This window comes from Mycolicibacterium sp. CBM1 (assembly GCF_054073305.1).
The window spans coordinates 320,036-346,735 of record NZ_JBSXPP010000005.1 but is presented as its reverse complement, the minus strand read 5'-3'; the positions used below and the strand labels follow the sequence as shown (position 1 = coordinate 346,735).

General features: G+C 68.0%; 29 protein-coding genes and 5 pseudogenes. 16 read left to right on the top strand and 18 right to left on the bottom strand.

Going from position 1 to position 26,700, the window contains the following annotated elements:
* Nucleotides 1-236 (bottom strand): annotated as a pseudogene (locus ACXDF8_RS09830) (class I SAM-dependent methyltransferase); the annotation flags it as partial.
* Nucleotides 237-320: 84 nt separating this feature from the next.
* Between ACXDF8_RS09830 and ACXDF8_RS09825 the strand changes: the two are divergent.
* Nucleotides 321-833, top strand: coding sequence for a CGNR zinc finger domain-containing protein (locus tag ACXDF8_RS09825; RefSeq protein WP_457223041.1), 513 nt, complete (start codon nucleotides 321-323; stop codon nucleotides 831-833).
* Here the strand turns inward: ACXDF8_RS09825 and ACXDF8_RS09820 are convergent.
* The gene (locus ACXDF8_RS09820; protein ID WP_457223040.1) at nucleotides 812-1,285 is read right to left on the bottom strand and encodes a pyridoxamine 5'-phosphate oxidase family protein; all 474 of its coding nucleotides are present in this window, start codon (nucleotides 1,283-1,285) and stop codon (nucleotides 812-814) included. The two genes, ACXDF8_RS09825 and ACXDF8_RS09820, sit on opposite strands and share 22 nt — an antisense overlap.
* A 148-nt stretch (nucleotides 1,286-1,433) precedes the next feature.
* Between ACXDF8_RS09820 and ACXDF8_RS09815 the strand changes: the two are divergent.
* Nucleotides 1,434-1,634 (top strand): annotated as a pseudogene (locus ACXDF8_RS09815) (MerR family DNA-binding transcriptional regulator); the annotation flags it as partial.
* A gap of 20 nt (nucleotides 1,635-1,654) precedes the next feature.
* A complete protein-coding gene (locus tag ACXDF8_RS09810) occupies nucleotides 1,655-1,861 on the top strand; it encodes an alpha/beta fold hydrolase (protein ID WP_457223069.1) in 207 nt (68 codons plus the stop codon).
* A 7-nt stretch (nucleotides 1,862-1,868) separates the two neighbouring features.
* Here ACXDF8_RS09810 and ACXDF8_RS09805 read toward each other — a convergent pair whose 3' ends face one another.
* From ACXDF8_RS09805 to ACXDF8_RS09790, 4 genes and pseudogenes are all read right to left on the bottom strand, one after another.
* The gene (locus ACXDF8_RS09805; protein ID WP_457223068.1) at nucleotides 1,869-2,021 is read right to left on the bottom strand and encodes a hypothetical protein; all 153 of its coding nucleotides are present in this window, start codon (nucleotides 2,019-2,021) and stop codon (nucleotides 1,869-1,871) included.
* A gap of 85 nt (nucleotides 2,022-2,106) precedes the next feature.
* A pseudogene (locus ACXDF8_RS09800) lies at nucleotides 2,107-2,768 on the bottom strand (class I SAM-dependent methyltransferase).
* Between the two features lie 76 nt (nucleotides 2,769-2,844).
* The gene (locus ACXDF8_RS09795) at nucleotides 2,845-4,326 is read right to left on the bottom strand and encodes a glutamate-cysteine ligase family protein (RefSeq protein ID WP_457223039.1); all 1,482 of its coding nucleotides are present in this window, start codon (nucleotides 4,324-4,326) and stop codon (nucleotides 2,845-2,847) included.
* 50 nt (nucleotides 4,327-4,376) lie between these two features.
* The gene (locus ACXDF8_RS09790; RefSeq protein WP_457223067.1) at nucleotides 4,377-5,132 is read right to left on the bottom strand and encodes a class I SAM-dependent methyltransferase; all 756 of its coding nucleotides are present in this window, start codon (nucleotides 5,130-5,132) and stop codon (nucleotides 4,377-4,379) included.
* Nucleotides 5,133-5,184: 52 nt separating this feature from the next.
* Between ACXDF8_RS09790 and glpK the strand changes: the two genes are divergently transcribed.
* Nucleotides 5,185-6,699, top strand: coding sequence for a glycerol kinase GlpK (gene glpK / locus ACXDF8_RS09785; RefSeq protein ID WP_457223038.1), 1,515 nt, complete (start codon nucleotides 5,185-5,187; stop codon nucleotides 6,697-6,699).
* Here glpK and ACXDF8_RS09780 read toward each other — a convergent pair.
* The 5 genes from ACXDF8_RS09780 to ACXDF8_RS09760 all read right to left on the bottom strand — a co-directional run bounded on the left by ACXDF8_RS09780 (nucleotide 6,696) and on the right by ACXDF8_RS09760 (nucleotide 11,664).
* Nucleotides 6,696-7,880, bottom strand: a complete 1,185-nt coding sequence (locus tag ACXDF8_RS09780) for a histidine-type phosphatase (protein ID WP_457223037.1) — start codon at nucleotides 7,878-7,880, stop codon at nucleotides 6,696-6,698. The two genes, glpK and ACXDF8_RS09780, sit on opposite strands and share 4 nt — an antisense overlap.
* A 78-nt stretch (nucleotides 7,881-7,958) precedes the next feature.
* Entirely contained in the window at nucleotides 7,959-8,693 is a 735-nt protein-coding gene (locus ACXDF8_RS09775) for a PadR family transcriptional regulator (protein ID WP_457223036.1), read from the bottom strand.
* Nucleotides 8,694-8,776: 83 nt separating this feature from the next.
* Nucleotides 8,777-9,301 (bottom strand): PadR family transcriptional regulator, encoded by a 525-nt coding sequence (locus ACXDF8_RS09770; protein WP_457223035.1) that lies wholly within the window; start codon nucleotides 9,299-9,301, stop codon nucleotides 8,777-8,779.
* 38 nt (nucleotides 9,302-9,339) lie between these two features.
* A complete protein-coding gene (locus ACXDF8_RS09765) occupies nucleotides 9,340-10,878 on the bottom strand; it encodes an NCS1 family nucleobase:cation symporter-1 (protein ID WP_457223034.1) in 1,539 nt (512 codons plus the stop codon).
* A 66-nt stretch (nucleotides 10,879-10,944) separates the two neighbouring features.
* The gene (locus tag ACXDF8_RS09760; RefSeq protein WP_457223033.1) at nucleotides 10,945-11,664 is read right to left on the bottom strand and encodes a GntR family transcriptional regulator; all 720 of its coding nucleotides are present in this window, start codon (nucleotides 11,662-11,664) and stop codon (nucleotides 10,945-10,947) included.
* Between the two features lie 97 nt (nucleotides 11,665-11,761).
* Here ACXDF8_RS09760 and ACXDF8_RS09755 point away from each other — a divergent pair, with 97 nt between their 5' ends.
* The 6 genes from ACXDF8_RS09755 to ACXDF8_RS09730 are packed head-to-tail and all read left to right on the top strand — an operon-like array spanning nucleotide 11,762 to nucleotide 16,201.
* Nucleotides 11,762-13,108 carry a carotenoid oxygenase family protein gene (locus ACXDF8_RS09755; RefSeq protein ID WP_457223032.1) on the top strand — a complete coding sequence of 449 codons (1,347 nt, stop codon included), beginning with the start codon at nucleotides 11,762-11,764 and terminating at the stop codon, nucleotides 13,106-13,108.
* 60 nt (nucleotides 13,109-13,168) lie between these two features.
* Nucleotides 13,169-13,924 carry an SDR family oxidoreductase gene (locus ACXDF8_RS09750; protein ID WP_457223031.1) on the top strand — a complete coding sequence of 252 codons (756 nt, stop codon included), beginning with the start codon at nucleotides 13,169-13,171 and terminating at the stop codon, nucleotides 13,922-13,924.
* Nucleotides 13,917-14,423, top strand: coding sequence for a nuclear transport factor 2 family protein (locus tag ACXDF8_RS09745; protein ID WP_457223030.1), 507 nt, complete (start codon nucleotides 13,917-13,919; stop codon nucleotides 14,421-14,423). Before ACXDF8_RS09750 ends, ACXDF8_RS09745 begins: the two co-directional genes overlap by 8 nt.
* 38 nt (nucleotides 14,424-14,461) lie before the next feature.
* Nucleotides 14,462-14,668: a hypothetical protein gene (locus tag ACXDF8_RS09740; RefSeq protein ID WP_457223029.1), complete on the top strand. Its 207-nt coding sequence runs from the start codon at nucleotides 14,462-14,464 to the stop codon at nucleotides 14,666-14,668.
* 44 nt (nucleotides 14,669-14,712) lie between these two features.
* Nucleotides 14,713-15,819, top strand: coding sequence for a cation:proton antiporter (locus tag ACXDF8_RS09735; protein ID WP_457223066.1), 1,107 nt, complete (start codon nucleotides 14,713-14,715; stop codon nucleotides 15,817-15,819).
* Nucleotides 15,820-15,859: 40 nt separating this feature from the next.
* Nucleotides 15,860-16,201: a hypothetical protein gene (locus ACXDF8_RS09730; protein ID WP_457223028.1), complete on the top strand. Its 342-nt coding sequence runs from the start codon at nucleotides 15,860-15,862 to the stop codon at nucleotides 16,199-16,201.
* Nucleotides 16,202-16,211: 10 nt separating this feature from the next.
* Here the strand turns inward: ACXDF8_RS09730 and ACXDF8_RS09725 are convergent, their stop codons facing one another.
* Complete coding sequence (locus ACXDF8_RS09725) at nucleotides 16,212-17,060, bottom strand: RDD family protein (RefSeq protein WP_457223027.1); 849 nt, start codon at nucleotides 17,058-17,060, stop codon at nucleotides 16,212-16,214.
* Between the two features lie 28 nt (nucleotides 17,061-17,088).
* Between ACXDF8_RS09725 and ACXDF8_RS09720 the strand changes: the two genes are divergently transcribed.
* Nucleotides 17,089-18,081 (top strand): stage II sporulation protein M, encoded by a 993-nt coding sequence (locus ACXDF8_RS09720; RefSeq protein WP_457223026.1) that lies wholly within the window; start codon nucleotides 17,089-17,091, stop codon nucleotides 18,079-18,081.
* A gap of 39 nt (nucleotides 18,082-18,120) precedes the next feature.
* Here the strand turns inward: ACXDF8_RS09720 and ACXDF8_RS09715 are convergent, their stop codons facing one another.
* From ACXDF8_RS09715 to ACXDF8_RS09695, 5 genes and pseudogenes are all read right to left on the bottom strand, one after another.
* Nucleotides 18,121-19,443 carry a DUF58 domain-containing protein gene (locus tag ACXDF8_RS09715; protein WP_457223025.1) on the bottom strand — a complete coding sequence of 441 codons (1,323 nt, stop codon included), beginning with the start codon at nucleotides 19,441-19,443 and terminating at the stop codon, nucleotides 18,121-18,123.
* Nucleotides 19,443-20,426: an AAA family ATPase gene (locus ACXDF8_RS09710; protein WP_457223024.1), complete on the bottom strand. Its 984-nt coding sequence runs from the start codon at nucleotides 20,424-20,426 to the stop codon at nucleotides 19,443-19,445. Before ACXDF8_RS09710 ends, ACXDF8_RS09715 begins: the two co-directional genes overlap by 1 nt.
* Nucleotides 20,423-21,544, bottom strand: coding sequence for a DUF4350 domain-containing protein (locus tag ACXDF8_RS09705; RefSeq protein WP_457223023.1), 1,122 nt, complete (start codon nucleotides 21,542-21,544; stop codon nucleotides 20,423-20,425). Before ACXDF8_RS09705 ends, ACXDF8_RS09710 begins: the two co-directional genes overlap by 4 nt.
* Nucleotides 21,541-22,194 (bottom strand): DUF4129 domain-containing protein, encoded by a 654-nt coding sequence (locus tag ACXDF8_RS09700; protein WP_457223022.1) that lies wholly within the window; start codon nucleotides 22,192-22,194, stop codon nucleotides 21,541-21,543. Before ACXDF8_RS09700 ends, ACXDF8_RS09705 begins: the two co-directional genes overlap by 4 nt.
* A gap of 12 nt (nucleotides 22,195-22,206) precedes the next feature.
* Nucleotides 22,207-23,450: pseudogene (locus ACXDF8_RS09695) on the bottom strand (glycerophosphoryl diester phosphodiesterase membrane domain-containing protein); the annotation flags it as partial.
* A 33-nt stretch (nucleotides 23,451-23,483) separates the two neighbouring features.
* On the opposite strand from ACXDF8_RS09695, the gene ACXDF8_RS09690 reads away from it, so the two are divergent.
* From ACXDF8_RS09690 to ACXDF8_RS09670, 5 genes and pseudogenes are all read left to right on the top strand, one after another.
* Nucleotides 23,484-23,948, top strand: a complete 465-nt coding sequence (locus ACXDF8_RS09690) for a GatB/YqeY domain-containing protein (RefSeq protein WP_457223021.1) — start codon at nucleotides 23,484-23,486, stop codon at nucleotides 23,946-23,948.
* Between the two features lie 43 nt (nucleotides 23,949-23,991).
* Nucleotides 23,992-24,183: pseudogene (locus tag ACXDF8_RS09685) on the top strand (LLM class flavin-dependent oxidoreductase); the annotation flags it as partial.
* A 200-nt stretch (nucleotides 24,184-24,383) separates the two neighbouring features.
* Nucleotides 24,384-24,548 carry a hypothetical protein gene (locus ACXDF8_RS09680; protein WP_457223020.1) on the top strand — a complete coding sequence of 55 codons (165 nt, stop codon included), beginning with the start codon at nucleotides 24,384-24,386 and terminating at the stop codon, nucleotides 24,546-24,548.
* 195 nt (nucleotides 24,549-24,743) lie between these two features.
* Entirely contained in the window at nucleotides 24,744-25,439 is a 696-nt protein-coding gene (locus ACXDF8_RS09675) for a HemK2/MTQ2 family protein methyltransferase (RefSeq protein ID WP_457223065.1), read from the top strand.
* Complete coding sequence (locus ACXDF8_RS09670; RefSeq protein ID WP_457223019.1) at nucleotides 25,436-25,654, top strand: CDGSH iron-sulfur domain-containing protein; 219 nt, start codon at nucleotides 25,436-25,438, stop codon at nucleotides 25,652-25,654. The genes ACXDF8_RS09675 and ACXDF8_RS09670 overlap by 4 nt, the downstream gene beginning before the upstream one ends.
* Here ACXDF8_RS09670 and ACXDF8_RS09665 read toward each other — a convergent pair.
* Nucleotides 25,634-26,653 (bottom strand): iron-containing redox enzyme family protein, encoded by a 1,020-nt coding sequence (locus tag ACXDF8_RS09665; RefSeq protein ID WP_457223018.1) that lies wholly within the window; start codon nucleotides 26,651-26,653, stop codon nucleotides 25,634-25,636. The genes ACXDF8_RS09670 and ACXDF8_RS09665 overlap by 21 nt on opposite strands.
* Nucleotides 26,654-26,700: the final 47 nt, after the last annotated feature.

The window sequence follows — 26,700 nt, the reverse complement described above, 5'->3', positions numbered from 1 at the left end:
GGGTGATCCTGGAGGTATTGCCGCACCCAGGTGTCGAAAACGGCGGTGCGGATGACCGACCCCGGCAGCGAACAGCCCCGGAACCGGTCGAACCCGTAGTCCAAGCCATCGACCAACTCGACGGCCTTGGCATCGGCCAGGATCGGACGTCGGGACCGGGCATCGTGGGCTCTCCCGAGCAGCGGGATCAGCAATGTCTCCTGCACCTCACCCAGTTGCGGTGCGATCTTGCCCATGATGTGGCTCCTTGCGTGCGGTTCTCCGAATGGCCTCCACCTTGATGTAATGAGCTTGTGCCAGTAAACCCTTACACTGCTCCGTTGCTCCGGAATGTGACCGATCTCCTGAATCGGCCGCCGGCATCGGCCGCCGAACTCGAACAGCGGTGGACCGAGCACGGTCTGCCGCTGCCCCGTTCGGCCGGTAAGGACGACTTGGTCGCGGTCCGCGGCTTCCTGCGGGCCTGGCGGGCGCTGGTCGACGCCGGCACGGACGAGGACCGCGCCACTGTGCTCAACGACCTGCTGCGCCGATACACCGAACGAGCCTCGGTCTCGCACCATGAGCAGACGGGCTGGCATCTGCACTTTCGCGATGTCGACGACGGGTTCGCCGCGACCCTCACGGGCGCAACGACGGCTGCCGCGGCGCACTTTCTCACCGCGCGCGGTATGCGTCGCTTCCGCGTGTGCGCTCGGGCTGACTGCGACAACGCGTTCGTCGACTTCACCCGCCCCGGGACCCAGAGATACTGCCGACACAACTGTGCCAATCGCGATGCGGTGCGCAGGCATCGCATCGCGAGGCGCGCTCAGTCGGGCAGGTTGCCGTAGGTCCTGTCGATCCGGAACAGGTACAGCACGCACCCCTCGTCACGCATCGTCTGTTCGAACTCCGTTTCGGTCAATTCGATCTCGACCCCGTTGTCGCCATGCCAGGCCAGCAACCCCTCGGGCCGATGTTCGCGCAACCTCATGAAAGCGACGATGTCGGCTGGAGTTGTTGGCGTGTCCAGAATTTCGACCGTCGTCTCGACACAGAGCCAGGTTGGCCCGGGCGCGTCGTAGAACAGCGTCGCACGTGGGTCGCGGCGCAGTCGTTGGGTGCGGACCTTGTGGCGGTGCCCGACGCTCAGCAGTCGGCCATCGACAACGGCGGGCTCCATCTTGGCGACCTTGGGCCGCCCGTCGGTCCCGACGGTGATCATCGCCGCGCCCAGTGCGAACAGCCCGAAAGCCAGGAGATAGGACAGTGCCGGGCCCCGGCTGGTCAAGGTGTGACCCACGACCAGGCTCGCAATGATCGCGCTGATGAGATAGCCAGTGTATGACCAGCTCTCGCCAGTGTGGCGGGGTTTCGGATTCGATTGCGTCGTTGTGCATGCAGGTACGCGAGAACCTAAAGCATTGTTGAAGTCAAGATGGGAGCAGCGGATGCCCTTCGCGCCCGGCGACATGCTTACCGTCGGCGAGGTCGCGCACCGCAGCGGCATCGCAACCAGCGCGGTCAGGTTCTATGCGGACCAGGGACTGATCAGCTCCGTGCGCACCGCCGGCAACCAACGCAGCTATCCCCGGCAGGTGTTGCGCCGCATCAGCATCATCCTGGCGGCCCGACGTTTCGGCATCACGCTGGCCGAGGTTTCATGCATCCAATGCAATTCCGCACGGTCCGCGCCCACCGTGATCGTCTGGGTGTGCACGATACCGCCATTTTCTTGCGGTTCGGGCGTGCCACCCAACGTGCCATCGCTGGCTCGAGACTGGAAGTGTTTGACAGCGGCCATCTTCCGCTTTCGTCGCTGCCGGAACCGTTCGTCGGTGTCGTCGAGACGTTTCTGGCGGCGATCAACCGGGTCTGACGACCGGTCAGGCGCCGCCCTGCCGGGCGGCGTGTGCGTGCGCAGGGCAATACGACCCGCGAGTCGTGGGCAGCCAGCCGTAGTCGACCAGCAGCTCCTCGGCGGCATGAACCTCGAATCGGTGCCTGCGGTCGGCCAGCACCGTCAAATCGATTGACACCGAGCAGACTTCACACGTTATGTGATGTTCGCTGAGCGGGTCGCGCATGGACAGATGGTAGTGCCGATGCGCCCGGTCTGCAGTGTCAGCTCTCCTTGTGTGCGCTGAGCAGAAAAGCGGGCATCATCATGCGGCCTTCGAGTCCCGCTCGAAGACCATCGCGTCATCGGGTGCCTCGGACAAGTTGGGCTCGTGGGAGTGGATGGCGGCCGGCCTGATCTCGTCGACCAGCCAGTACTTCGACACCGCCGCGCGCAACTCGTCCTCGTCGACCTCGTTGGGCTTCATCTCCCGTTCCTGCGGGAACGCACCCTTGGCGAACACCAGCATGTACAGCCGCGCGCCCGGCGCCGCGGCCCGGTGGATGGCGCGCAGGTAGTCGTCACGCCGCTGAATCGGCAGGGAGTGGAACAGGGTGCTGTCGACGATGGTGCCGAACCGGTTGTCATAGCCGGTGAACGACGTGATGTCGTCGCACACGAAACTCACGTTGGTCAGCCCCCGCTCCTGGGCCGCCCTGGTGGCCGCCTCGATCGCGGTCGGTGAGAGATCGATGCCGATCACCCGGCAGCCGGCCGCGGCCAAGGCCAAGGCCAACTCGGCGTGCCCGCAGCCGGCGTCGAGGACCTCTCCGGTCACCTTTCCATCGCGCACCAGCGCGGCCAGTTCCGGTTGCGGCTCGCCGATGTTCCACGGCGGCGGCCCGGGAAAGGCGCCCTCCTGTCGGTAGGCACTGTCCCAGTTCATCGATGCAGAATCCATGGCGTCCACAGCTTCAAACTACCCCCGGCGCAGGACCGAATAACGTCTTCGATGTCTACGGTTACTCGGTGACCGACGGCCAGGAGTGCACGGGGGAGTTGCTGTGCATCAGTTCGCAGTAGCGGCGCAGCATCTCGGCAAGCGCCTGCGGGCGCGTCATGCCCTGCTCCTGCAGCGCCTGCACCGCCTCCACCTGCCACACCGAGCCGTTGCGGCCGGTCTTGGCGCGGCCCTCGATCACACCCAGGTAGCGATCGCGCACCTCGGTTGCCACACCCCAGCGGCGCAACCCTTCGTCGGCCATCGGCAGCAACGTACGCAGCACCAACTCGTCCGGGGTGATCTCGCCGTGGCCGGGCCAGTACAGCCGGGCGTCCATGCCGTGCCGGGCCGACTCCAGGAAATTGTCATGCGCCGCAGTGAAACTCATCTTCGTCCATACCGGACGGTCCTCCTCGGACAGCACCCGCAGCGCACCGTAGTAGAACGCCGAGTTGGCCATCATGTCGATCACCGTCGGCCCGGCGGGCAGTACCCGATTCTCCACCCGCAGGTGAGGGCGGCCGTTAACCACGTCATAGACGGGCCGGTTCCACCGGTACACCGTGCCGTTGTGCAGCCGCAGCTCCGGCAGATGCGGGGTGCGCCCGGCGGCGAGTTCGGCCACCGGATCCTCCTCGGAGAGCTCCGGCAGCAACGATGGGAAATACCTGACGTTCTCCTCGAACAGGTCGAAGATCGAGGTGATCCAACGCTCCCCGAACCACACCCGAGGTCGCACGCCCTGCGCCTTGAGCTCGTCGGGACGGGTGTCGGTGGCCTGCGCGAACAACTCGACACGCGTCTCGGACCACAACTGGTGGCCGAAGAAATAGGGCGAGTTGGCGCCGAGGGCCAGCTGCGGGCCGGCCAGCACCTGCGCCGCGTTCCAGTTGTCGGCGAACGCCGCAGGTGACACCTGAAGATGCAATTGCATACTGGTGCAGGCTGATTCGGGGGCAATCGACTCGGCGTGCAGGCTCAGCCGTTCCGGGCCGGCGATGTCGATCAGGATGTCCTCGCCGCGTGCGGTGAAGATCGAGTCGTTGAGCGCCTGGTAGCGCATGGACGGGCTCATCCAGCTGCCGGTCAGGTGTTGGGGCATCAGCGTCGGCAGGATGCCGATCATCACGATATGCGCACCGTCGGTGTTGGCCTTGGTCTCGGCGGCATTGAGGCTGGTGCGGACGTCGGCCTCCAGCTCCAGGGCGGTGCGGCCGGGTAGTGGCCGCGGGGGGACGTTGAATTCGATGTTGTAGGCGCCCAATTCGGTCTGGTAGGCCGGGTCGGCGATCGCGGCGAGCACCTCCTGGTTGGTCATCGCCGGCTGATAGTCGCTGTCGACCAAGTTGCACTCGATCTCCATGCCGGTCAGCGGGCGGTCGAACTCGAAACTCGACTGGGCGAGCATCGTTTCGAACACGTCCAGGCACAGCTGCACCTTGCGGCGGTACTCTTGACGATGCGCCCGGTTGTAGCTGGCGTGCTTGACCTCTTCGCCCACCTGCTCGATGCAACCGGTTCGGTGACGGCTGCGCAAGCAAATCGCCGAGATCAGTGGCGGCGCGCGACGAGCACCTGGCGGTCCAACAGGTTGGTGCTGACGTCCACCTCGACCCCGGCGTGGGCGCCCAACGCCCGCAGCGCCGACGGGCTGTAGGACCGCAACGAGCTGATCAGGCCGTCATGGGCGAACGGCCACCACAGCGCCAGCGGCGCCATCGCCGCCAACTTCGCGATGTGCAGCAGCGAGGGCCAGCGCGGCAGGTCGATGACCACCAGTTCGGTGGCCACCCGGGTGCCCTCGGCCAGCACCTGTGCGGCGACGGTCGGCGGCAGGTGATGGAACGACAGGGCGAAGACGGCGAGGTCGAATGTGTCGTCGGCAGCGTCGATCGCGGAGGCGTCGATCGTGCGCACGGTGGCACGCGGATGGCTGCCGAGCTCCGAACGCGCCATGGCCGCCACCGAATCCGGGTTGACGTCGGAGACGGTGACCACCGCGGTGGGGTGCTGTTCGAGCAGTCGGCGCGACAGCGCGCCGTGGCCGGCGCCGAGTTCGAGGATCTTCGGGTCGGCGACGTCGGCGACCTGGCGCAACACCACCTCGGCATTGCGATCGTGTTCGCCGAACAGGGTCCCGACCCGGTCCAGCGCCGACACGATCGAGCGCTTCACGGTGTCGTCGACATCGTCGCGGTCGAGGTATTCGGGGCAGTCGGTCTCCAGCAGGCGATCCAGCCAGGAGGCGTCCGGTCCGCCGCGGGGCAGGTCTGCGATGTCGGCGATCTCGGATGCCATGTAGGCCATCATGGACCAAGGGCCGGCTGCGTTCGCAGCACCGCACGACACAGGAGCACCGTTGGCTGACTTCGTCGCATCGATTGACCAGGGCACCACCAGCACCCGCTGCATGATCTTCGACCACAACGGCACCGAGGTCGGCCGCCATCAGCTCGAACACCAGCAGATCCTGCCGCAGTCCGGCTGGGTCGAGCACAACCCGGTGGAGATCTGGGAGCGCACCCAATCGGTCGTCCAGTCGGCGCTGAACAAGACCAAGCTGGCCGCCGGCGACCTGGCCGCACTCGGCATCACCAACCAGCGCGAGACCACCCTGGTCTGGAACCGCAAGACCGGACGGCCCTACTACAACGCGATCGTCTGGCAGGACACCCGCACCGACCGGATCGCGGCCGCGTTGGAGCGTGACGGCCGCGGAGAGATCATCCGGCGCAAGGCCGGTCTGCCGCCGGCCACCTACTTCTCCGGCGGCAAGCTGCAGTGGATCCTCGACAACGTCGACGGGGTGCGCGCCGACGCCGAGCGCGGTGACGCCCTGTTCGGCACGCCGGACAGCTGGGTGCTGTGGAACCTCACCGGTGGAACCCAGGGCGGAGCCCACATCACCGACGTCACCAACGCCAGCCGCACCATGCTGATGAACCTCGAGACGCTGGACTGGGACGACGAACTGTTGTCGCTGTTCGGAATTCCGCGGGAGATGCTGCCGCAGATCCGGCCGTCGTCGTCGCCGGAGCCCTACGGAATCACCCACCCCGACGGGCCCGCGGGCGGTGAGGTGCCGTTGACCGCCAGTCTCGGTGACCAGCAGGCGGCGATGGTGGGCCAGGTGTGCCTGGCACCTGGCGAGGCCAAGAACACCTACGGCACAGGCAATTTCCTGCTGTTGAACACCGGCGAGAAGATCGTCCGCAGCGAGAACGGCCTGCTGACCACGGTGTGCTATCAGTTCGGGGACGCGAAACCCGTTTACGCCCTCGAAGGTTCGATCGCGGTGACGGGCTCGGCCGTGCAGTGGCTACGGGACCAGTTGGGCATCATCAGCGGTGCGTCGCAGAGTGAGACGTTGGCCGCGCAGGTACCCGACAACGGCGGTGTCTACTTCGTGCCGGCGTTCTCCGGACTGTTCGCCCCGTACTGGCGCTCGGATGCCCGCGGCGCGATTGTGGGCCTGTCCCGGTTCAACTCCAATGCGCACGTGGCCCGGGCGACGCTGGAGGCGATCTGCTACCAGAGCCGCGACGTGGTCGACGCCATGGAGGCCGATTCCGGTGTGCACCTCGAGGTCCTGAAGGTGGACGGCGGCGTGACCGAGAACGAGTTGTGCATGCAGATCCAATCCGATGTCCTCGGTGTCGACGTGGTGCGGCCGGTGGTGGCAGAGACCACCGCTCTGGGGGCGGCCTACGCCGCCGGTCTGGCCGTCGGATTCTGGGCCAATCCCGATGATCTGCGGGCGAATTGGCACGAGGACCGCCGCTGGACGCCGGCCTGGAGCGAGGAGCAGCGCGAGGCCGGCTACGCGGGTTGGCGCAAGGCCGTGCAGCGCACGCTGGACTGGGTCGAGGTCTAGCCGCCCAGCGCCGCGGCGAACGCATCCAGCGGACACGGATCCGCGCCGCACCCGGCCGGCGCGAGCGGTACCCACTCGGGGTCGCCGGGATCGAGCCCCCGGATCTGCTCGAGGGTCTGGGACCGGTACCAGCTGCGGACGAAACGGGCGCCGCTGCCGTCCTCGGCCAGGTCGAAGACCAGGGCTCCGCCGGGTGCGGGCTCGTCGTCGGCGAAGCCGGTGACCGACCAGTGTGCGTCGAGCAGTCCGGCAAGGTTGGCGACTTCGGTGTCGTGACCGACGATGACGGTTACCGGCGGCCCGTCGGCGAGCGCGTCGCGGATGGTCGCCGCGATGCGTCCGGCGTTGGCCAGGGCCAATGGGCGGGGTCGGGCGATGATCGACAGTTCCAGCGGGTGCAGGGCGCCCACGGTGCGGATGTCGTCGGCGCCGGCCCGGCCCCACCCGACATCGGTCATCGGTTTGCCCTCGGCATACTCCAACTCCAGCACCTCGGAGATGACCGAGCCGTGGGCGAGCGCCCCGGTGAGCTTGGGGCGGTGGGTGCCGGAGGGATCGACCTCGGTGCCGCTCGGCATGCCGGTCAGACCGCAGCCAGCTGTGCGGTCGCCGCACAGGATCCGGGTCACGGTGTCCAGGGCCTGCTGATGCTCGAGCGCCAAAGCTGTTGCACCGCCGGGCCCGACGGCAGTCTCGACGGCCGCTGTCGCCGCTGCGGCGGTGATGCCGGAGTCAGCGTATTCGGCGAACAACGGATCCGGATTGCCTTGCGGCTGATGGTGGTTGTCGATCCCGCAGCCCGGTGCCAGGGCGGCGGCGTAGGCGTCGCCGGTCGCGATGGTGCGTTCCAGCGAGTCGGACACGACGCGCACCGCACCCGCGGCGGGGCAGCCCGGCGCCGGGAGTAACCCGTCGGCTTCGAAGCGGCGGGCGTCGGCGGCGGCGACCAGGCGGATGGCGGCGGCGCCGTGTGCGGTGAGCCAGCCTGGCTTGGTGGCCCAGGTGGGCCACGGGTCCGGGGCGATCGAGGCTGGGACGGGTTGATCCTGGTTGGGCGGGCGCACGCCATGTCTCATGAACACGACGGTGCGCACCACGCGCCAGGTGTCCGCGCGAGCCGTCGGGGTGAAGCCGGTCAGGGACACGGCGAGCGTCAGCACGAGAGCGAGGGACCGCAACACAGGATGCATCGAAGCATGACTTGGGCGCGGTTTCGCGCGCTGTACGCGCAGAAACCGCGCCCAAGTTCGGCTGGCGGGTTACTCCGATTCGCCGAGGATCTGGTAGACCTCGCGGCGCGCGGCGTTGACGATGTCGACGATCCGCTGCTGCTGTTCGGCGCTGGCGGTGTGCGCGGACTGTGCGACCGCGCCCATGAGTTGGCCGACGGCGGCCCGCAGGTTGAGTTGCCCGGGCTCGATGCCCTCGGTGATCTGCTCCCACGGCGGGGTGGCGACCTTCTCGGCGGCCTCGCGGCCCTGCTCGGTCAGCTCGAAAAGCTTCTTGCTGCCTTCGCTCTCGGTGCCGACGATCAATCCTTCATCGACGAGTAGCTGCAGCGTGGGGTAGACCGAGCCGGGGCTGGGCTTCCACACGTCCTGGCTGCGCGCCGCGATCTCCTGGATCATTTCGTAGCCGTGCATCGGCCGTTCGGCCAGCAGCACGAGGATGGCGGCCCGGACGTCACCGCGCCGGCTTCGGCCGCGCCCGGCGCCACGACGGCCACCACCCGGACCGAAGCCCGGACCGAAGCCGGGACCGAAGCCGAAACCGGGTCCGAATCCGGGTCCGAATCCGCCGCGCGGGCCGAATCCGGGGGGGCCGTCGTGTCCGCCGGCATGCTCACGCAACTGGTTACGGAGGTGACGGCGGGCGTGGCGACGGCCGGGTCCGCCGGGGGGAAAGCCGAAGCCGGGGCCGAAACCGCCAAATTCGGGGCCAAAACCGGGGCGGCCAATCTGCGGGCCGCCGAACTGGGGAAATGGGGTATCCATTCAGGTTCTCTCTTCTGGAGGGGAAACGCCGAATGCGCTTCCGATAGGTCAACGATATATCGGAAGCTATCGCGATGCAACGGTCAATGTGTGCGGCGGTCGATTTCCTTGATCAGCCAGCGTGCCCACTCGGCCTCCATCGCCTCGGCGCGCAACCCGAACTCCAGGGCCGCGCGCCCGTAGAACCCGGTGTCGCTCTCGCCCCAGTCGATTCCGTCGCGCAGCTGTTCGTAGCGGGCCAACTCGGCCTCGGCGCGCTCGGCCACCGCCGTCACGTAGGTGCGCGCCTGCTCGGCGGGGATCTCGCCGAGCAGGAACACTCGCAGTAATTCGGCGCTGCGATAGGGCGGATCGTCCTGAGGGCTGGTCATCCAGCGCAGCAGGTCTTCGCGACCCGCCTCGGTGACCCGGTACTCCTTGCGGCCGCGCGGGCCGACGGCCGTCACCTCGATCAACCCCGCCGCGGCGAGCTTGTTCAGTTCACCGTAGAGCTGGCTCTGGGTCGCGGGCCATACGTTGGCCATCGAATACTCGAACCGTTTGAGCAGGTCATACCCGCTACCGGGCTGCTGTGCCAGTAAACCCAATGCCGCGTAGCGAAGACTCACCCGACCATCGTAGGGCTCGACATGTCAGAACTGGAACGTCACACGGGCAGTTCGGACATCTTCATCGACGAGCGGGTCGCCAGCAGGTAGTACAGGGCGAAGGCCACGCCGCAGCCGATGAACCAGCTGTACTGGGCCGCGGTGTGCATGCCGTAGACCCACCCGCCGAGCAGGACGGGAACCACGGCCAGCACGGCGCCCACCGCAGTGGCGATCACCGCGACCGGGTTGTAGCCGTTTGTGTACCAATAACTTCCGCTCTTGCTCATGGTGAACAGGTCGTCGACCGCTACCCGCTGCTTATGCACCAGGTAGTAGTCGGCGATCAGCACGCCGAACAACGGCCCGATGAATGCACCCAGGATCTCCAGCGTGTAGTGGATGACCTCGGGGTTGTTGTAGAGGTTCCACGGCGTGATCAGAACCGACCCGACGGCGGCGATCATGCCGCCCGCACGCCAACTGATGCGCTGCGGGCTGACATTGGAGAAGTCGAAGGCCGGGCTGATGAAGTTGGCCACGATGTTGATCCCGATGGTGGCGATGGTGAACGTCAGCGCGCCCAGCACGATCGCGAAGGTGCTGTCGATGCGGGCCACGGTCTGCACCGGATCGGTGATGAGCTCGCCGAACACGGGCACGGTCAGCGAGGCTGTCACCACGACCAATACCGAGAACAGCAGGAAGTTCACCGGCAGGCCGAGGAAGTTGCCCTTCTTGACCGCGGCGAACGACTTGCCGTAGCGGGAGAAGTCGCCGAAGTTGAGCATCGGCCCGGAGAAGTAGGACACCACCAGTGCGATCGCACCCAGCATCACCGGAATCGAATCCAGGCCGGTGTAGGTCACCGACCCGAGATTGAGATCGATTGCGCCCCAGCCGGCCTTGTGGATGAGGTAACCGCACAGGACGAACATCACCACGTAGACGGCCGGCCCGCAGAAGTCGATGAACCGGCGGATCGACTCCATCCCACGCCAGAACACGCAGGCCTGTAGTACCCACAGCAGCATGAAGCTGCCCCAACCGAGTAGCGGCAGGCCCAGGAAGCCGTACTGGGTCACGTCCGCGTAGGGTGCCAGCGACGGAAACAGTTTGAGCAGAACGACATCCAGCGCCGCCGAGGCGAGGTAAGTCTGGATGCCGTACCACGCGACCGCGATCAGGCCGCGGATGATCGCCGGGATATTGGCACCGAGGACGCCGAACACGCTGCGGCAGATCACCGGATAGGGAACACCGGCGTGCTGGCTGGGCTTGGCGACCAGGTTGCAGAAGATGTTGACGATCACGATGCCGATGATCAACGCGACGAGCACCTGCCAACTGGCCAGCCCCAGCGCGAACAGGCTGCCGGCAGTGACGTAGCCGCCGACACTGTGCACATCGGACATCCAGAACGCGAAGATGTTGTAGGAGGACCAGTTCTGCGTGCGCAGTGGCGCCAGGTCCTCGTTGGTCAGCCGGGGGTCATAGCCCGGCTTGATCACGCCGCCGCCGACGGGGTGGCCCGCCGCCTCGACGATATCGTCGGCGCCGACGCGGGCGGCCGGAGGAAGATCGCGGGTCTCGGTCATGGGCGAACGCTATCGGCGCCATATTGCACGCCCGTTGCGGGAAAGCTATATTTTCGCCCCGGCCGTCTACTGGGTTGGCGGGTCGTCGGCGATCAGGCCGCTGTCGGCGGGCAACGTCGACACCACCGCGTTGAGCCGCTGGTGATGAATCGTGCTGGCGGCGAGCAACTGCGCGGTGTCGCGATCCAGGAATGCCTGCAGCATCACCCGATGGTCGTCGTGCAGCACCGTTCGCTGGGAGTGGTCGACGTGCACCATCAGCTGCACGGGTTCGGTGATGTTCCAGGCGTATTCGAGCATGTGCAACAACCGCAGCATCCGCGAGGGGCGGGCCAGCCCGAGGTGGAAGTGTCGGCTCTGGCGATGGTAGGACTGTGGATCCCCCTCGCGCAGCGCCGATTCCAGCAAATCGTTGGTCTCGGCGACTGTGCGGCGCTCGGCGTCGGTGGCCTGCTCCACCGCGGCGGCGAGTGCAGCGGTCTCAAGTGTCTGGCGCACGATGTACATCTCGGCGAGCTCGCTGGCGGTCAGCTGCGCGACCGCATAGCCGAGATTGCGGCGATGCTGGATCAGCCCCTCGCCGGTGAGGGTCTTGAGTGCCTCGCGCACGGGGATGTGGCTCACCCCGAAGGCGTCGGCGACCTCGCCGACCGGAATCGAGGTACCCGGGGGCAGTGCCCCGTCGAGGATCACCCGGCGAAGCTCGCCCAAGACATCCCGCGCCGAACGGTCCGCCGGGCGCACCGCCAGACGAAACAGCAGGGCGGAGTGCCGGCGGTCGAGCATAGGCCCATCTTGCTGGGGTCGTCGGTGAAGCGCGCGCCGAGCCTGACGCCATATTTCACTCTTGACATGTCATAGATGGACTGTCAGAGTGGTCGGCATGACCGACACCAGCATCGACTCCGCCAACCTGCCCGCCTCGGGTCAGTTCTTCGAGCGCGGCAACTACGCCCCGGTCCCGGACGAACTCACTGTCGACGACCTGCCCGTCGAGGGGGCGATCCCGCCCGAACTCGACGGTTGGTATCTACGCAACGGCCCCAACCCGCGCCAGCCCACGGGGCACTGGTTCACCGGTGACGGGATGATCCACGGCGTCCGGATCGAGGGCGGCGCGGCCAAGTGGTACCGCAACCGCTGGGTGCGCACCGACAGCTTCGTCGAGCCGTTCCCGCTCTACCGCGAGGACGGGACACGGGATCTGCGGGCCGCGGTGGCCAACACCCACGTCGTCAACCACGCCGGTAAGACGCTGGCGCTGGTCGAGTCCTCGCTGCCCTATGAGATCACCAACGACCTCGAGACGGTCGGCTGCTACGACTTCGGCGGCAAGCTCGTCGACTCGATGACCGCGCACCCCAAGATTTGCCCGACCACCGGGGAACTGCATTTCTTCGGCTATGGCAGCATCTTCGCGCCGCACGTCACCTACCACCGGGCAGACGCTAACGGGGAGTTGACCATCAACCGTCCGGTCGAGGTCAAAGCGCTGACGATGATGCACGATTTCGCTCTGACTGCGCAGCACGTCATCTTCATGGACCTGCCGATCGTGTTCAACCTCGACATCGCGCTCAAAGGCGAGGGCGATATGCCCTACCGGTGGGACGACGACTACGGCGCCCGGCTGGGTGTGCTGCGGCGCGACGATCCGTTCGGCGAGATCCGCTGGTTCGAGATCGATCCCTGCTATGTCTTCCATGTCGCCAATGCCCACGAGGGTGCGGATGGACAATCGATTGTCCTGCAGGCAGTTCGCTACCCCGAGCTGTGGCGTAAAAACGGTGGATTCGACGCCAGCGCGGTGTTGTGGACCTGGACGATCGACTTGCGGACCGGCACGATCAGCGAGCGTCAGCTCGACGACCGGGCGGTGGAGTTCCCGCGCATCGACGACCGGCTGGCTGGGCTGCCGGCCCGCTATGCGGTCTCCGTCGCCGACGCCAGCCTGGTCCGCCACGATCTGTGCACCGGCAGCGTCGTCGAACATCGCTTCGGCACGTCGGCCGAGCCGGGCGGACCCGGTGAAGCCGTCTTCGTTCCGTCGGCGTCCGGCCCGGCCGACGAGAGCAACGGCTGGTATCTCGCCTACGTCTACGACCCCTCGCGCGACGGCAGCGATCTGGTGATACTCGATGCGTCCGACTTCGCCGGCGACCCCGTCGCCCGGATTCGGCTGCCGCGGCGGGTGCCCTACGGCTTCCACGGCAACTGGATTCCCGCCTGACTCCCGCGTAGTGGTACACCGGTGCCCGCGTCACGGCGCGAGTTGCGACGATATGGGCTCATGGGCGACTTCAGCGCGCTGGACGGCACGGCGATCGTCGTCGGCGGCACCGGCGGGATCGGGTCGGCCGTCGTCGGCACGCTGATCGCCCAGGGGTCCCGGGTGGCGTTCACCTATCACCGCAACGAGACCAAAGCCCAGGCCCTGGCCGGGGAACTCGGTGTCGATGCCCGGCGACTGGACATCGCCGATGCCGCCGCCGTGCACGAGGCTGTCGACTCGATCGCCGAGCGGGCCGGGGGAGTGCACACCGTCGTCTACGCGGCCGGTCCGCACGTGCCGATGCGGCACCTCAGCACGATCGGGGCCGCGCAGTTCGGTCGCCAGATCGACACCGACGCCGTCGGCTTTTTCAATCTCGTCGCCGCGGCGTTGCCCCATCTGCGCGCTGCGCGCGGCAGCCTGGTGGCCGTGACGACCGCGGCGACAAGGCGTTTCGCGGTCCGTGATGGCTTATCGGTGGCCCCGAAAGCGGCGATCGAGGCATTGATCCGTGGGATCGCCGCCGAGGAAGGCCGATTCGGGGTGCGCGCCAACTGCGTGGGTCCGGGCATGCTCGTCGACGGTAACGCGCAGCGACTGGTCGCCGACGGCGACCTCGACCAGCGCGCGCTGGACGTCGCGCGCGCCAACACACCGCTGCGGCGGTTCGGCTGTGCGGCCGATGTCGCTGTCGCCGTGTGCTTTCTGGCTTCGCCCGAGGCGGGGTTCATCACCGGCCAGAAGCTCGACGTCGACGGCGGCTACGGTGTTTGAACCACGGCTGGCCGACATCCACGAGATCCGGGACGTGATCACCCTGTACTGCCGCGGGGTGGATCGTTTGGACTTCGATCTGGTGCGCCGGGCGTATCACCCCGACGCGGTCGACCACCACAGCGGATTCGACGGCAGCGTCGACGAATACGTGGAATGGCTGCGCACCAGCCTTGCGTTCCTGGCCGGCACCATGCACGTCATCGGCAATCACCACGTCGACTTCATCGGTGACGACGTCGCTATCAGCGAAACCTACTGCCAAGCAACACATTGGGGCCGTCCGGAGCAGGACTCCCGGCTCAACTTCACCAGCGGGGCACGCTACGTCGACGTGATGGAACGCCGCGACGGCCGATGGGCAATCGCCGAACGCTGGGCGGTGCGGGAATGGACGCGTCCCGAGGTGTTCGTCGCCGCCGACCGGCCGGGGCCCCGCGGCCGGCGCGACCACGACGACCCGCTCTACGTTCTTAGGCGACGTTACGGTTCGACTTAAGGTCACAGCCCGGTCGGTGCGAGTACCCTCAGCACACCATGGCGGTGAACTGGTTCGACGATCCTGAAGAGCGCGGCTACGACGCGGCAGCGGACTACCTGAGCCTGCTGGCCGCCGACAACCGGGACCTGAACACGGTCGGCACGCTGCAGATCGCCGACGGGTACCACCGCGTCTGCGCCAGCTACCTGACCGCCGAGAACACCGCGATCCCGGGCCGGCTCGCGTCCTGGACCGCGCATTGAACGGATTTGGCTTCAACACCTTGGCGTTGGTGGCGGTGGTCGGCATGGCCGGGCCACTGCTCGCCTCGGTGCCGAGGCTGCGGATCCCGGTCGTGATCGGAGAGCTCGCCGCCGGATTGGTGATCGGCAGAACGGGATTCGGCATCGTCGATCCAGCCGATCAGACCTTCAGCCTGCTTGCCGAGGTCGGGTTCGCGTTGGTGATGTTCGTCGTCGGCACCCATGTCCCCATCCGCGACACGACGCTGCGGTCGTCGATTCCGGTGGCGGTCGCGCGCGCTGTGCTGGTCGGGGCGGTGGCCGCCGGACTCGGTGTGGCGCTGGCCCAGGTGTTCCACACCGGCCACGCCGCGGTGTACGCGGTCCTGATGGCCTCGTCTTCGGCGGCACTGGCCCTGCCCGTCATCCAGACGCTGGACCTGGACGGTCCGCAGGTGCTGGGTGTGACCGCGCAGATCGCCATCGCCGATGCTGCGTCAATCCTGCTGCTGCCCTTGGTGATCGACCCGGACCACGCCCTGACCGCCGCGATCGGTGCCGGCATCATCGGGGCATGCGGGTTGGCGCTGTTCGTCCTGCTGCGGAGCTTCGACCGGCGCGGACTGCGCCGGCGGATGCACCTATACTCCGAGGCGCACCGGTTCGCGCTGGAGCTGCGGATCAGCCTCATCGTGTTGTTCACCCTGGCGATACTGGCGGTGAGCACCCACGTGTCGATCATGCTGGCCGGCTTCGTGCTGGGGCTGGTGGTCAAGGCCGCCGGTGAACCGCACCGGTTGGCACGCCAACTGTTCGGCATCACCGAGGGGTTGTTCAGCCCGCTGTTCTTCGTCTGGCTCGGCGCGTCGCTGCAGGTGCGCGAACTCGGTGACCGACCCGCCTACATCCTGCTCGGTGTGGCCCTGGGTCTCGGCGCCGTCGTGGCCCACCTGGCGGGCCGCCTAACGGGGCAGCCGCTGGCCCTGGGCGCGCTGGCCGCCGCGCAACTCGGTGTGCCGGTGGCCGCGGCCACCCTGGGCACCCAGAACCACCTGCTGTCCAAGGGTGAACCTTCGGCCCTGATGCTCGGCGCGTTGTTGACCATCACAGTGACCTCGGTCGCCAGCGTCATCGCAGCCCGCCGGCGGACGCAGCGGGTGCCGGAAGCGTGATCGAGGTGTGTCGACCGCGCAGTGCGGGTAGCCGACCTCCATGACCGCATCGAACGCCACCGAAACCCACTCCGGCAAGGCGTACCGGACCCGGCTGTGGGTCAACTGGCTCCTAACACTGTCCACCATCGCGGGGGCGTCCGCCGTCCAACTACTCGCGATGGGCGCGGTGATGAGCACCGCGTCGTGCAGCGCACCGAACTGCCCCAAGCCCAGCGGCTTTCTCTACGGGCTGCTCACCTACGGCGCCCCGGCCGTCGCCGTGGCGGCGATCGTCGTCTCCTTCTTCACCGCACGCCATCCGCGTGGCTTCCTCGTGCCGGTGATCGCCTGGGTGTTGATCGCCGTCGACGTCGCGGTGCTCATAGCGGCATTCTCCTAGCGCCGGCGAGCTAGCTCGGCGGGACGAACCCGCCGAAACCGGAGGGTGGGGCGCTCGGGGCCGGCGCCGGGGGGTACGGCGGCGGGTACGGCGGCGGCGTCGGAGTGCTCGCCGCCCGCCGTAACCGGAGCACCTCGCGGCGGTGGCGTTCGGCGAGCACCGCGGCCAGCACGTAGTGCGGTGCAGCTCCGGGCGGCGGGGGCGGGGAGATCCGGGCGACCATATCGTAGGCGATGCGATAGGCCATCTGGTCGCGCACCTGCGGGGTGAGTTCGGGTGCGCGGGAGAGAAATTGGCGGGCCAGCTCGGTCTGCTCGGGACCGATCCCGGACAGTTCCAGCGACGATGCCCACCACGCAAGCGCCGGCGGCATCACCGGCGGCGGCGCCATCTTGGGCCCGCGCTCACTGATCACGACGGTCCCGGCGAACACGTCGCCGATGCGTTTTCCCTTGGCGGACACCAGGCTACAGATCACTGCCGGTCCACCGGTGAACATCCAGATTTCGATGAACCCGGCGAGCGCGCGAAACAGGGCCTGGCGGAAGCGTTCCGGCCCACCGTCGTCGGACACCACCCGCAGGCCCATGACGATCTTGCCGAGCGAACGCCCCCGGGTGGCGGTCTCGAACACCACCGGGTAGCCGATGATCACGAGCACGGTGAAGATGATCAGGATCGCCGCACTGAGCGCCTCGTCGAACTGGGTGACGGTGGTGGCCCACAGCAGAACGCCCACCAGATAGCCGACGACGATCACGCACAGGTCGATCAAGGCGCCGAGGGCACGCACCGGCAACTGCGCGATCTGCACGTCGAGGACGACGGCGTCGCCGGTCACCACGGTATCGGTCGCCATGGCGATCAACGCTACTAGTGTCGTCGGGGTGGACGTCGACGCATTCGTGATGGCCCACCAGGACACCTGGAAGCGGCTGGAGCAGCTGGTCAAGAAGCGCCGCCGTCTCTCAGGCCCCGAGGTGGACGAACTCGTCGAGCTCTACCAGCGGGTTTCCACCCACCTGTCGATGGTGCGTTCGGCATCGTCGGACTCTGTTCTGGTGGGCAGGCTCTCCAGCCTGGTGGCCCGGGCCCGGGCCGCCGTCACCGGCGCGCACGCCCCGATGTGGCACGAGTTCGCCCGGTTCTGGACGGTGTCGTTCCCGGTGGTGGCCTACCGGGCATGGCGCTGGTGGCTGGCGACGGCGATCGTGTTCTTCGCCGTTGTCGTCGTCATCGGGGCGTGGGTGGCCGGCAGCCACGAGGTGCAGTCGGCGCTGAGCACCCCCGACGAGATCGAGCACCTGGTCAACCACGACTTCGCCTCGTACTACAGCGAAAATCCGGCCGGGTCGTTCGCGCTGCGGGTGTGGGTCAACAACTCCTGGGTGGCGGCGCAGTGCATCGGGTTCTCGATCCTGCTGGGCGTTCCGATCCCGTGGGTGCTGTTCCAGAACGCGGCGAATCTCGGCGTGATCGGCGGGTTGATGATGGACGCCGGTAAGGCCGACGTGTTGTTCGGGCTGCTGATCCCACACGGCCTGCTGGAGATGACCGCGGTCTTCCTGGCCGGCGCGGTCGGCATGCGGCTGGGCTGGACGGTCATCTCCCCGGGCGATCGCCCGCGCACGCAGGTGCTGGCCGAGCAGGGCCGCGCGGTGGTGGCGGCAGCGGTCGGGCTGGCCGGTGTGCTGCTGGTGTCGGGCCTGATCGAAGCGCTGGTGACGCCGTCGCCGCTGCCGACATTCGTGCGGATCGGCATCGGGGTGGCCGCCGAGGCGGCGTTTTTGGCCTACGTGGTGCACTTCGGGCGCAAGGCGGCCCGGGCCGGTGAGACCGGTGACGTCGAGGACGCCCCGGACGTCGTCCCGACGGGCTGATTCTCGCCGCGCGGGGCCGGGAAGCGGGGATTGGCGCGGCTACAACCGGCCGGTGGCCTTCATCGCCAGGTAGCTGTCGGCCAGCGCCGGCGCCAGGTCCTCCGGCAGGGCGTCGACCACCTCCACTCCGCTGTGCCGCAGCCGCGACGCGATGGCCCGCCGGTCGTTGCGGGCCCGCTCGGCAGCCGCCGCGTCGTAGACCTGCGCAGCGTCGGCGCGCCCGGCGGCGAGTTCGTCGACACGAGGATCGGACACCGCCGCCACGATCACCCGATGCTTGGCCGACAACTGCGGCAACACCGGCAGCAGTCCCTCGTCGAGGGCCGTCGCGTTCAGGTCGGTCAGTAACACCACCAGCGCGCGGCGGCGCACACGGCGCTGCACGGCGGCGACCATAGCTGTTGCGTCGGACTCGATCAGTGCCGGCTCCAGCGGCGCCATCGCCTCGACCAGTCGTGCCAGCAGTTCGGTGCGCGACGCCCCGAACACCGCCGCGCGGGTCACCCGGTCATGAGCCAGGAAGTCGACGTGGTCACCGGCGCGGGAGGCCAGTGCTCCCAGCAGCAGGGCGGCGTCCATCGACCAGTCCAGCCGGGGCCAGCCGCCCGGATCGCGCGCGGTCGGATCCACCCCGACCCGGCCCGCCGACGTGCGGCCGGTGTCGAGGACGATTACCACCCGCCGGTCCCGCTCGGGGCGCCACGTCCGCACGACGACGTCGGCCCGGCGGGCGGTGGCCCGCCAGTCGATCGAGCGGACGTCGTCGCCCACGACATACTCACGCAAGGAATCGAATTCGGTGCCCTGACCACGGATCAATACCGGGATGAGCCCGTCGATCTCGCGCAGCCGGGCCAGTCGCGACGGCAGGTGCTTGCGGGACAGGAACGGCGGCAGGATGCGCAGCTGTCCGGCCACCGGAAGCGAGCGCTGGCGGCCGGCCAGGCCCAGCGGTCCGATCGAACGGACGGTGACCAGTTCCGAGCGCTGGTCGCCACGACGGGTCGGGTGCAATCGGGTTGTCACAGAGACGGTTTCACGGCCTCTCACGACGATGTTGTGAGAACGGGGCTGCGCCGCGGCGCTGGGCGGCCAGGCGTCACGCAGCGCACCGCGCCAGCGGCGGGACCTGGTGTTGGTCACCTGAAGTACTGCGTCCACGGGCTGACCAAGCCGGGCGGTGGTGTCACCGGAACGCGTCATTGCCAGCGCACGCGGGCTGCCCGCCAGCGCCACGTCGAGTCCCGCGGCGGCCGTCAGTGCCAGCAGAAGGAGGACGAAAACCGCTGCGGGCCAGGGTGAGACGGCGATCGGCAGGACGCCGATCAGCGCGATCAGCCCGACACGGCCGGTGAGGACCACTAGCGCGGCACCGGCACCGCGGCCAGTATGCCGTCGAGCACTCCGTCGGGGGTGGCCCCCTCGAGTTCGGCTTCTGGACGCAGCGCGATCCGGTGGCGCAGCGTGGGCCGGGCCATTGCCTTGACGTCGTCGGGGGTGACGTAGCCACGCCCCGACAACCATGCCCACGACCGCGCTGTGCCCAGTAGCGCGGTGGCGCCGCGCGGTGACACCCCGAGCTGAAGGGCGGCGGAATTGCGTGTCGCACCCGCGATGTCGACGATATAGCCGAGCACCTCATCGGCGATCAGCACCTGCTTGACGGCTTCGCGACCCGCGGCCAGTTCGGCGGCTCCCGCCACCGGGCGGATCCCGCTCAGATCCCGCGGATCGAAGCCCTGTGCGTGCCGGTTGAGGATCGCGATCTCGTGATCGCGCGGCGGCAGCGGCACGTTGAGTTTGAGCAGGAATCGGTCCAGCTGGGCTTCCGGCAGCTGGTAGGTGCCTTCGTATTCGACTGGATTCTGGGTGGCCGCGACGATGAACGGATCAGGAAGTGGCCGCGGCTGGCCGTCGACGCTGACCTGACGCTCCTCCATGGCCTCCAGCAGGGCGGCCTGGGTCTTCGGTGGGGTTCGGTTGATCTCGTCGGCCAGCATCAGATTGGTGAATACCGGACCCTCCCGGAACACGAACTCCGCGGTGCGGGCGTCGTAGACCAGCGAGCCGGTGACATCGCCCGGCATCAGGTCGGGGGTGAACTGGACCCGCTTGAAGTCCAACGACAACGCTGCGGCGGTGGCCCGCACCAGCAGCGTCTTCGCCACGCCCGGAACGCCTTCGAGTAACACGTGGCCGCGGCACAGCAGTGCGATCACCAATCCGCTGACGACGGCGTCCTGGCCGACGACGGCCTTGGCGATTTCGCCGCGCAGGGCCAGCAGCGCGGCACGCGCCGCGTCGTGCGACACCGCGGGGGCCGGGGGTGGGGCGAAGTTCGTCACGAGGTGGTGACCTGCCTTTCGATGTCGTCGAGTGCCTGGGCCAGATGCAGCAGTTCGGAATCGGTGGCCGGCGCCGGACCGAACAACAGATGGTGCACCGCGTTCTCGTCGACGGTGCTGCGGTGTGCGACGCTCGCCGCGACCGCCGCGGGAGACGGGTTGGTAGCTAGGCCGAGTCGAGGCGCGAGGCGTTGCAGGGTCGCCGTCCGCAGCGCCTGGGCGGCCTGGCCGCGGGCCCGCCGTGACCGGTAGAGCCGGGCGCGGCCCTCGACGGTCTCCGAGGCCCGCACCACCACGGGCAGTCGCTCGGCGACCAGCGGCCCGAGCCGCCGACTCTGCCACACCGCCAGCAGGACGACGACGAGGCACAGCTGCCAGATGATCGGAGTCACCGCGTCGGGGATCAGGTCGGTGATCGTCGAGCCCGCTGATCCGTCGCCCTCGATCTGTTGTGGGGCGTACCAGATGAGCCGGGGTCGCTCGCCGGCCAGGTTCATGGCCAACGCGGCGTTGCCCTCTTTGAGCAGGCCGCCGTTGGTCAGGAAATCGGCGCTGCCCACGACGGTCACGGTCCGGTCGCCGGCCTGGCTGCGTACCAGCGCGCCGCCGTAGCACCGGGTCAGGGCGACGTCGCCGGCCTGGGCGTAGGTGTCGGTGGCGCCCAGCGCCACGGTGCCCGCCCGGTTGGCCTCGCGCAGATCGCAGTCGGGTTGGCGGTCCAAGATGCTTGCGCTGTCGATGCGGATGCCGGGTGCCAGTGCCTGGCGTACCCGGGCGGTGGGCTCCACCAGCAGCCGGTCGCCGGGCACGGCCGCCAGCCGGTTCAGCAGGTCATCGCCGCGGATCCGGTAGGTATCGGCGGCCAGCAGCAGCGTGTCCGGTCCGGCGGCCCGCTCCACCTCGCCGATGTTGCGGGCGACGACGACGTCGACGCCGTGATCGCGCAGGAGTGTGACCAGTGCGCGCGCGCCGTCGGCGTCGGTGGAGTCGGGGGCCATCCGGCCGCCGGGGCGCGGCGAGGTGAGCAAAGCACTGACCGCGGCCAGGACGGCGATCGCGACAAGGGCCAGGGCGATCCAGCGCCCAGTACGCCAGCGTTGCGCGGTCGAGGAACTCACTGCAGCGCAGACCAGGTCTCGGCGGCGCCGCCGGACGCGGGCGTCACGCCGGCTGTCGGGGCGGTGTGCCGGCGCAGCGCATCGTCGAGTTCGGCGATCGTGCGGTAGCCGGCTTCGGTACCGGGCTGCTCACCGTAGGTGACTTCGTTGAAAACCATTGCCGCGCATCGAAGTTGGTGAGCGAAAGAGGGCAGTGACTCGCCGGCGTCGCGGGCCAGCTCGGTGGCGGTGCGGCCGGGAACCGCGGTCAGGACACCCGTCTCCTCGAGATCGCGCGCGACCGCCCGCAGTCTGTGCCGAATAGCTACTGCCCAATTCTCCGCGGCCGCATAGCTTTCCGCGGTCAACCGGTGTTCGGCGGCGCTGAGTTCGCTGGCGCCGAACAGTGCGGAATCGCCGCGACTGGTGCGCATCGTGCGCCTGGCGATCCGAACTGCCACCACGAAGGCGACCAGCACCACGATGGCCAGCACGGCGATGGTCAGCCAGCCACCGGGAATCGACGAGCCCTTGAGGATCACCCGGTAGAGCAGTTCGTCGAGCCATTCGCTGAGCCGGTCGGTCAGCGACTCCTTGGGATAGATCGGTTTGGCCAGCTCACGCTGGGCCGCCTCGTGGGCGGCTTCACGGTCGATATCGATAACGGGCATGGTGATCCGGCGTCACCGCGGGGCGGTGAGCCACAGGTTGTCCGCCGTCATCGTGTCTGCCGGTCCGCCCACCGCGCCGGTTTGCAGCACGAGGTCGAATGCCTCCGCGCGGATCCGGGCGTCGGTGTACAGCAACACCACCACGCCGGCGGTGAACGGTGCGGTGATGATCTCGGCGACCGCTCCGCCGACGGCGGCCAGGGTGGTGGCCACGATGATGGGCCCGGTCGAAGTCGAGCCGACCAGCAGGATCTGCCCGACGAGGCTGAACGGAACGGCCACCGCTCCGGCGACCAGGCCCGCTACCAGCGAGGCCAGTAGCCGGATCCCCAGCACCCGCCAGAAGTGGTTGCGCACCAATGCGAATGACCGCTTGACCGCGGCTACCAAGGACTTGCGTTCCAGCACGATCGCCACCGGTGCGAACATCAGGGCGGTGAACAGGTAGAGCAGGGCGGGAATCAGGGCCAGTGCCAGTGCGATGCCGACGATCACCGCGGCCGTGGTGTTCGCGGCCGCTACGCCCACGACGATCCCGACGGCAACGCCGATCAGCACGACGGCGGCAATGACTTCCAACGCGCTGAAACCGATGAGTGCCCACACCCGCCCGCGCACCCGCTGCCAAGCTTCACCGACGCTGATGCCGGCACCGAACACCGCTCGTCCGACGACCACGGTGAGCATGCCCGACAGCACGATCCCGGCCAGCGCGGTGGCCAGACCGCTGGTCAGGTTTGACAGCGAGGAGCCGAGGATTGCCGCCGTCGAGTAGTCCTCGGTGCCGCGCAGCACGCCGAGGTTGCCGGTGGCGGCCAGCGGACCCACCTTGAGGATGAGCGCCAGCACCTGGGTGATGACGACGACGACCGTAGTCAGACCGAGCGTTGCTTTCACGTTCGCCCGGATGTAGCCGACGGCCCCGTTGAAGATGTCGCTGAGCGACAGCGGTCGCAGCGGGATGACGCCTGGCTTGATCACCATCGGTGGGCCGTAGCCGGGCGGTGCGTAGCCGGGTGGGGGGTAGCCGGGTGGGCCGTAGCCGGGCGGTGCGTAGCCGGGTGGGGGGTAGCCGGGCGGGCCGTAGCCGGGAGGTGCGTAGCCGGGTGGGCCGTATCCCGGCGGCGGGAATGGCTGCTGACCTGGCCATCCAGGCGGCGGTGCCGGTGCTCCGTTGGGTGGTGTGCTCACCCGAGCACGCCCCCGTCGTCGTTGCTCATGAACCCATCCTGTCGAGCGGACCGGCATTTCTCAACGTCCGCTGATTTCCGGTGCGTAGTGTTTGCGCCATGGCGGAGCTCAAAGGCCGGTTGCGGTCGGACCTGACCGAGGCGATGAAAGCCCAGGACAAATTGCGCACTGCGACGCTGCGGCTGCTGCTTGCCGCGATCCAGAGCGAGGAGGTCGCGGGAAAGCAGGCGCGTGAACTCTCCGACGACGAGGTACTCAAGGTCCTTGCCAGGGAGTCGAAGAAGCGCAGCGAATCCGCGGAGATCTACACCCAGAACGGTCGCGGTGAGCTGGCCGCCGAGGAGCACGCCGAGGCGCGCATCATCGACGAGTACCTGCCCACCCCGCTCACCGACGCCGAGGTCGCCGACGTGGCCGACACCGCGATCGCTCAGGTGGCCGAAGAGATCGGCGAGCGGCCGTCGGTGAAGCAGATGGGCCTGGTGATGAAGGCTGCTACGGCGATCGCCGCCGGCAAGGCCGACGGATCGCGACTGTCCGCGGCGGTCAAAGACCGGCTGTAACCCGTCCGCGTTTCGGTCGGCGACACACGGGTACCCGTCGGCTATGACGCGTTTCGGGTACGCGCTGACGACCGAACAGAGCGGACCGAAAGGCCTTCTGCGGTATGCAGTCTCGGCCGAGAACGCCGGGTTCGACTTCGAGGTCTCCTCCGACCACTTCTCGTCGTGGCTGACCTCTCAGGGCCACGCGCCGAACGCCTGGACTCTGCTCGGTGCCGTGGCGCAGGCCACCGAACCCTTGCTGGTGAAGCTCCGCGCCGCGGCAAATTGATTGTCCGAAACCTTGTTTGGCGGTGTCGGGGCGGGGTCCAGACCGCTTTGCGCCGCGCGCAGTGCCTGTGGGGGCGCCATCGGGATTCCCCTCTCATCGTGGTCGAGGCGTGATACCCGGCACCAACGGGTTGAAACTGGGGCGCACGGGCAATTCCGTCGACCATGGCCGAACCGACGTCTGACGAAGATGACCACGCCGACTACATCGACGACCATCAGGAAGAACGCCGAGCGGATCGGGCGGTTGAGCAGCTCAGTGACCACGAGGACATCCGCGACATCGCACCCGATGTGGCCGACGCGCCTGACCTCGAGCCGCCGGATTGACCTCTCCGGCCGCAGCTGGACCTCACAAGTGCGCGGCGGTCTGGCCGGGGCACAGGAGGCGTCGTGCTCACCCGGCTCAGCGTCGGGGCGGCGGACTGGGCAAAACCCGTCAGCGGGTTTAACAAACCCGTAATTGGGCATTTGTCACCGAGCGCCGTGGAACCACGCCGCGCTATTCACTTCGAAAGGCCCGCGTTGACTACACTTTATCCGGACGTGCAGGACTCGGTCCACGCACAGGTCGGTGTATATGCACCGCAACAGGATTCGCGGCTACTGATCGAGGCGATGACGCTCACCGGTGTGGCGGCGGGCCGCCGAGTGCTGGACCTGTGCACCGGCAGCGGCGTCGTGGCGATCGCGGCGGCCCGGCTCGGCGCGCGGGCCGTCACCGCACTGGACATCTGCCCCGAAGCAATCGCCTGCGTGCGGCGCAACGCGACCGATGCGGGCGTCGGGGTCAATGCTGTGGCGGGCACCTGGTCGACGGCGCTTGCCGCGGGACCCTACGACGTCGTGGTGTCGAATCCTCCTTACGTCCCAACACCTCCGGATGCCCATCTGGAGAACATTCCCGCCGCTGTCGGCCCTGTCGCGGCCTGGAACGCCGGTCTCGACGGCCGCCAGATCCTCAATCCGCTATGCGATTCGGCTCCGGAACTGCTCGACGAGGGCGGTACGCTGCTGGTCGTGCACTCCGAGTTCGCCGACACCGCCCAGTCGCTTCGCCGGCTGCGCAGCGGTGGCCTGCGCGCGGAAGTTGTTCTGAACCAGCTTATCCCGTTCGGACCGGTGCTCACCGCGCGGGCGCGATGGATGGAAAGCATCGGGATGCTGCCCGTCGGCCGGCGTCAAGAGGAACTTTTCGTCATCCGCGCGGATAAGCGGTGAGCGACCCCGAACCTCGGGTCGTCCGGATCGTTTCGGGCGGCCCGATGATGGTTCAGGGGCCGGTCCGAATCGAAATGCCCGACGGCGCCGTCGTCGAATCCGACCGGTTCATGGTCGCGATCTGTATGTGCCGGCGCAGCAAGACATATCCGCTGTGCGACACCAGCCACCGCCGCCGTCGGCATACCGACGAATCAGCTCAACGGCCTGCGTAACGACGTTTGCCCGCTCGTCCAGCACCGCATCAGGTGATCGCCGAGGCGGTCCTCGACCACGTCCAGTGCCCGAATGCCGAAGATCACGTCGCGTTCCAGAGCCGGCTCGCGCCGCACCAGGTCGCCCACCACATCGGAGCGCACCACCTGTTCGTGCACGGCGTCGGCTTCGACGTGTTCGCGGTAGAACCCCACACAGACGTCGGGAGCACCAAAACGCTCCAGCGCGTCGACCAGCCGGCGTGAACCGGGCGAGGAGGTGATCTCGGTGGAGGCGAAGTGCCCGATCGCCGCTCCGCGGTACTCGCGGTGCAGACCGAAGAACGACATCAGGTTGACCACCGCCAGCGTCTCGGCGGGCACCAGATCGATGTAGCCAAGGTAGCTGGAATCGAGCCCGGCAGCGACCATCAGGTCTGCGAACAACTGCTGGTGCACCTGATCGGCGCGGCCGCCGCCGAATTCGTCGAATTCGACGGCGACGAAGGCGGCCTTGGCCCGACCGGTCAGCCGGGGGATGGCCCAGGCGTGCGGGTCGCCCTCTTTGAGGTGATAGAGCGAGCGGTGCACGAAATACTCCTGCATCTGCTCCCAGGTGCCCTTGCTGCGCAGGTAATACGATGGCCCGGTCCCGTTCGTGGGTTCGACGGTCAAGTTCTCCATCTCCGCGGCAGCGGTGTCCTCGGGACTGATCTCGCCGACGTCACGCTGCACCGCGCCCAGGAAGGACTCTTCGAACTGCGCACGCAGGTGCAGCAGCCCCGGGTTCCATTCCCACCCGGGTTCGACACCGGCGAACCCGCGGTAGTGCAGTTCGTAGCAGACGTAGAGCGCCAGTTGGAGGTCGATGCCGTAGGGGTCCGAATCGTGGACGGACGCCTCGATGCGGTGAAGGTGGTTGCGCGGCGCCCGCTCGGCGAGGAGATCCAGCACGGCCATGGACAGCGGTCCCCGAGCCTCTGGGAGACGAGGTTCGAGAACAATCGGAGCAAGCACCACCTGAAGCTATTTCCCGAACGCGAGCGAGGCTAAACCCCGTGTGTCCC

Excerpts from the sequence above, each read along its gene's own strand:
- ACXDF8_RS09790 (WP_457223067.1), bottom strand. The coding sequence starts at position 5,132 with ATGGCCTACATGGCATCCGAGATCGCCGACATCGCAGACCTGCCCCGC.
- ACXDF8_RS09730 (WP_457223028.1), top strand. The coding sequence starts at position 15,860 with ATGACCGCATCGAACGCCACCGAAACCCACTCCGGCAAGGCGTACCGG.
- ACXDF8_RS09740 (WP_457223029.1), top strand. The coding sequence starts at position 14,462 with ATGGCGGTGAACTGGTTCGACGATCCTGAAGAGCGCGGCTACGACGCG.
- ACXDF8_RS09700 (WP_457223022.1), bottom strand. The coding sequence starts at position 22,194 with ATGCCCGTTATCGATATCGACCGTGAAGCCGCCCACGAGGCGGCCCAG.
- ACXDF8_RS09755 (WP_457223032.1), top strand. The coding sequence starts at position 11,762 with ATGACCGACACCAGCATCGACTCCGCCAACCTGCCCGCCTCGGGTCAG.
- ACXDF8_RS09760 (WP_457223033.1), bottom strand. The coding sequence starts at position 11,664 with ATGCTCGACCGCCGGCACTCCGCCCTGCTGTTTCGTCTGGCGGTGCGC.
- ACXDF8_RS09680 (WP_457223020.1), top strand. The coding sequence starts at position 24,384 with ATGGCCGAACCGACGTCTGACGAAGATGACCACGCCGACTACATCGAC.
- ACXDF8_RS09775 (WP_457223036.1), bottom strand. The coding sequence starts at position 8,693 with ATGGATACCCCATTTCCCCAGTTCGGCGGCCCGCAGATTGGCCGCCCC.
- ACXDF8_RS09690 (WP_457223021.1), top strand. The coding sequence starts at position 23,484 with ATGGCGGAGCTCAAAGGCCGGTTGCGGTCGGACCTGACCGAGGCGATG.
- ACXDF8_RS09765 (WP_457223034.1), bottom strand. The coding sequence starts at position 10,878 with ATGACCGAGACCCGCGATCTTCCTCCGGCCGCCCGCGTCGGCGCCGAC.
- ACXDF8_RS09725 (WP_457223027.1), bottom strand. The coding sequence starts at position 17,060 with ATGGCGACCGATACCGTGGTGACCGGCGACGCCGTCGTCCTCGACGTG.
- ACXDF8_RS09750 (WP_457223031.1), top strand. The coding sequence starts at position 13,169 with ATGGGCGACTTCAGCGCGCTGGACGGCACGGCGATCGTCGTCGGCGGC.
- ACXDF8_RS09810 (WP_457223069.1), top strand. The coding sequence starts at position 1,655 with ATGCAATTCCGCACGGTCCGCGCCCACCGTGATCGTCTGGGTGTGCAC.
- ACXDF8_RS09735 (WP_457223066.1), top strand. The coding sequence starts at position 14,713 with ATGGCCGGGCCACTGCTCGCCTCGGTGCCGAGGCTGCGGATCCCGGTC.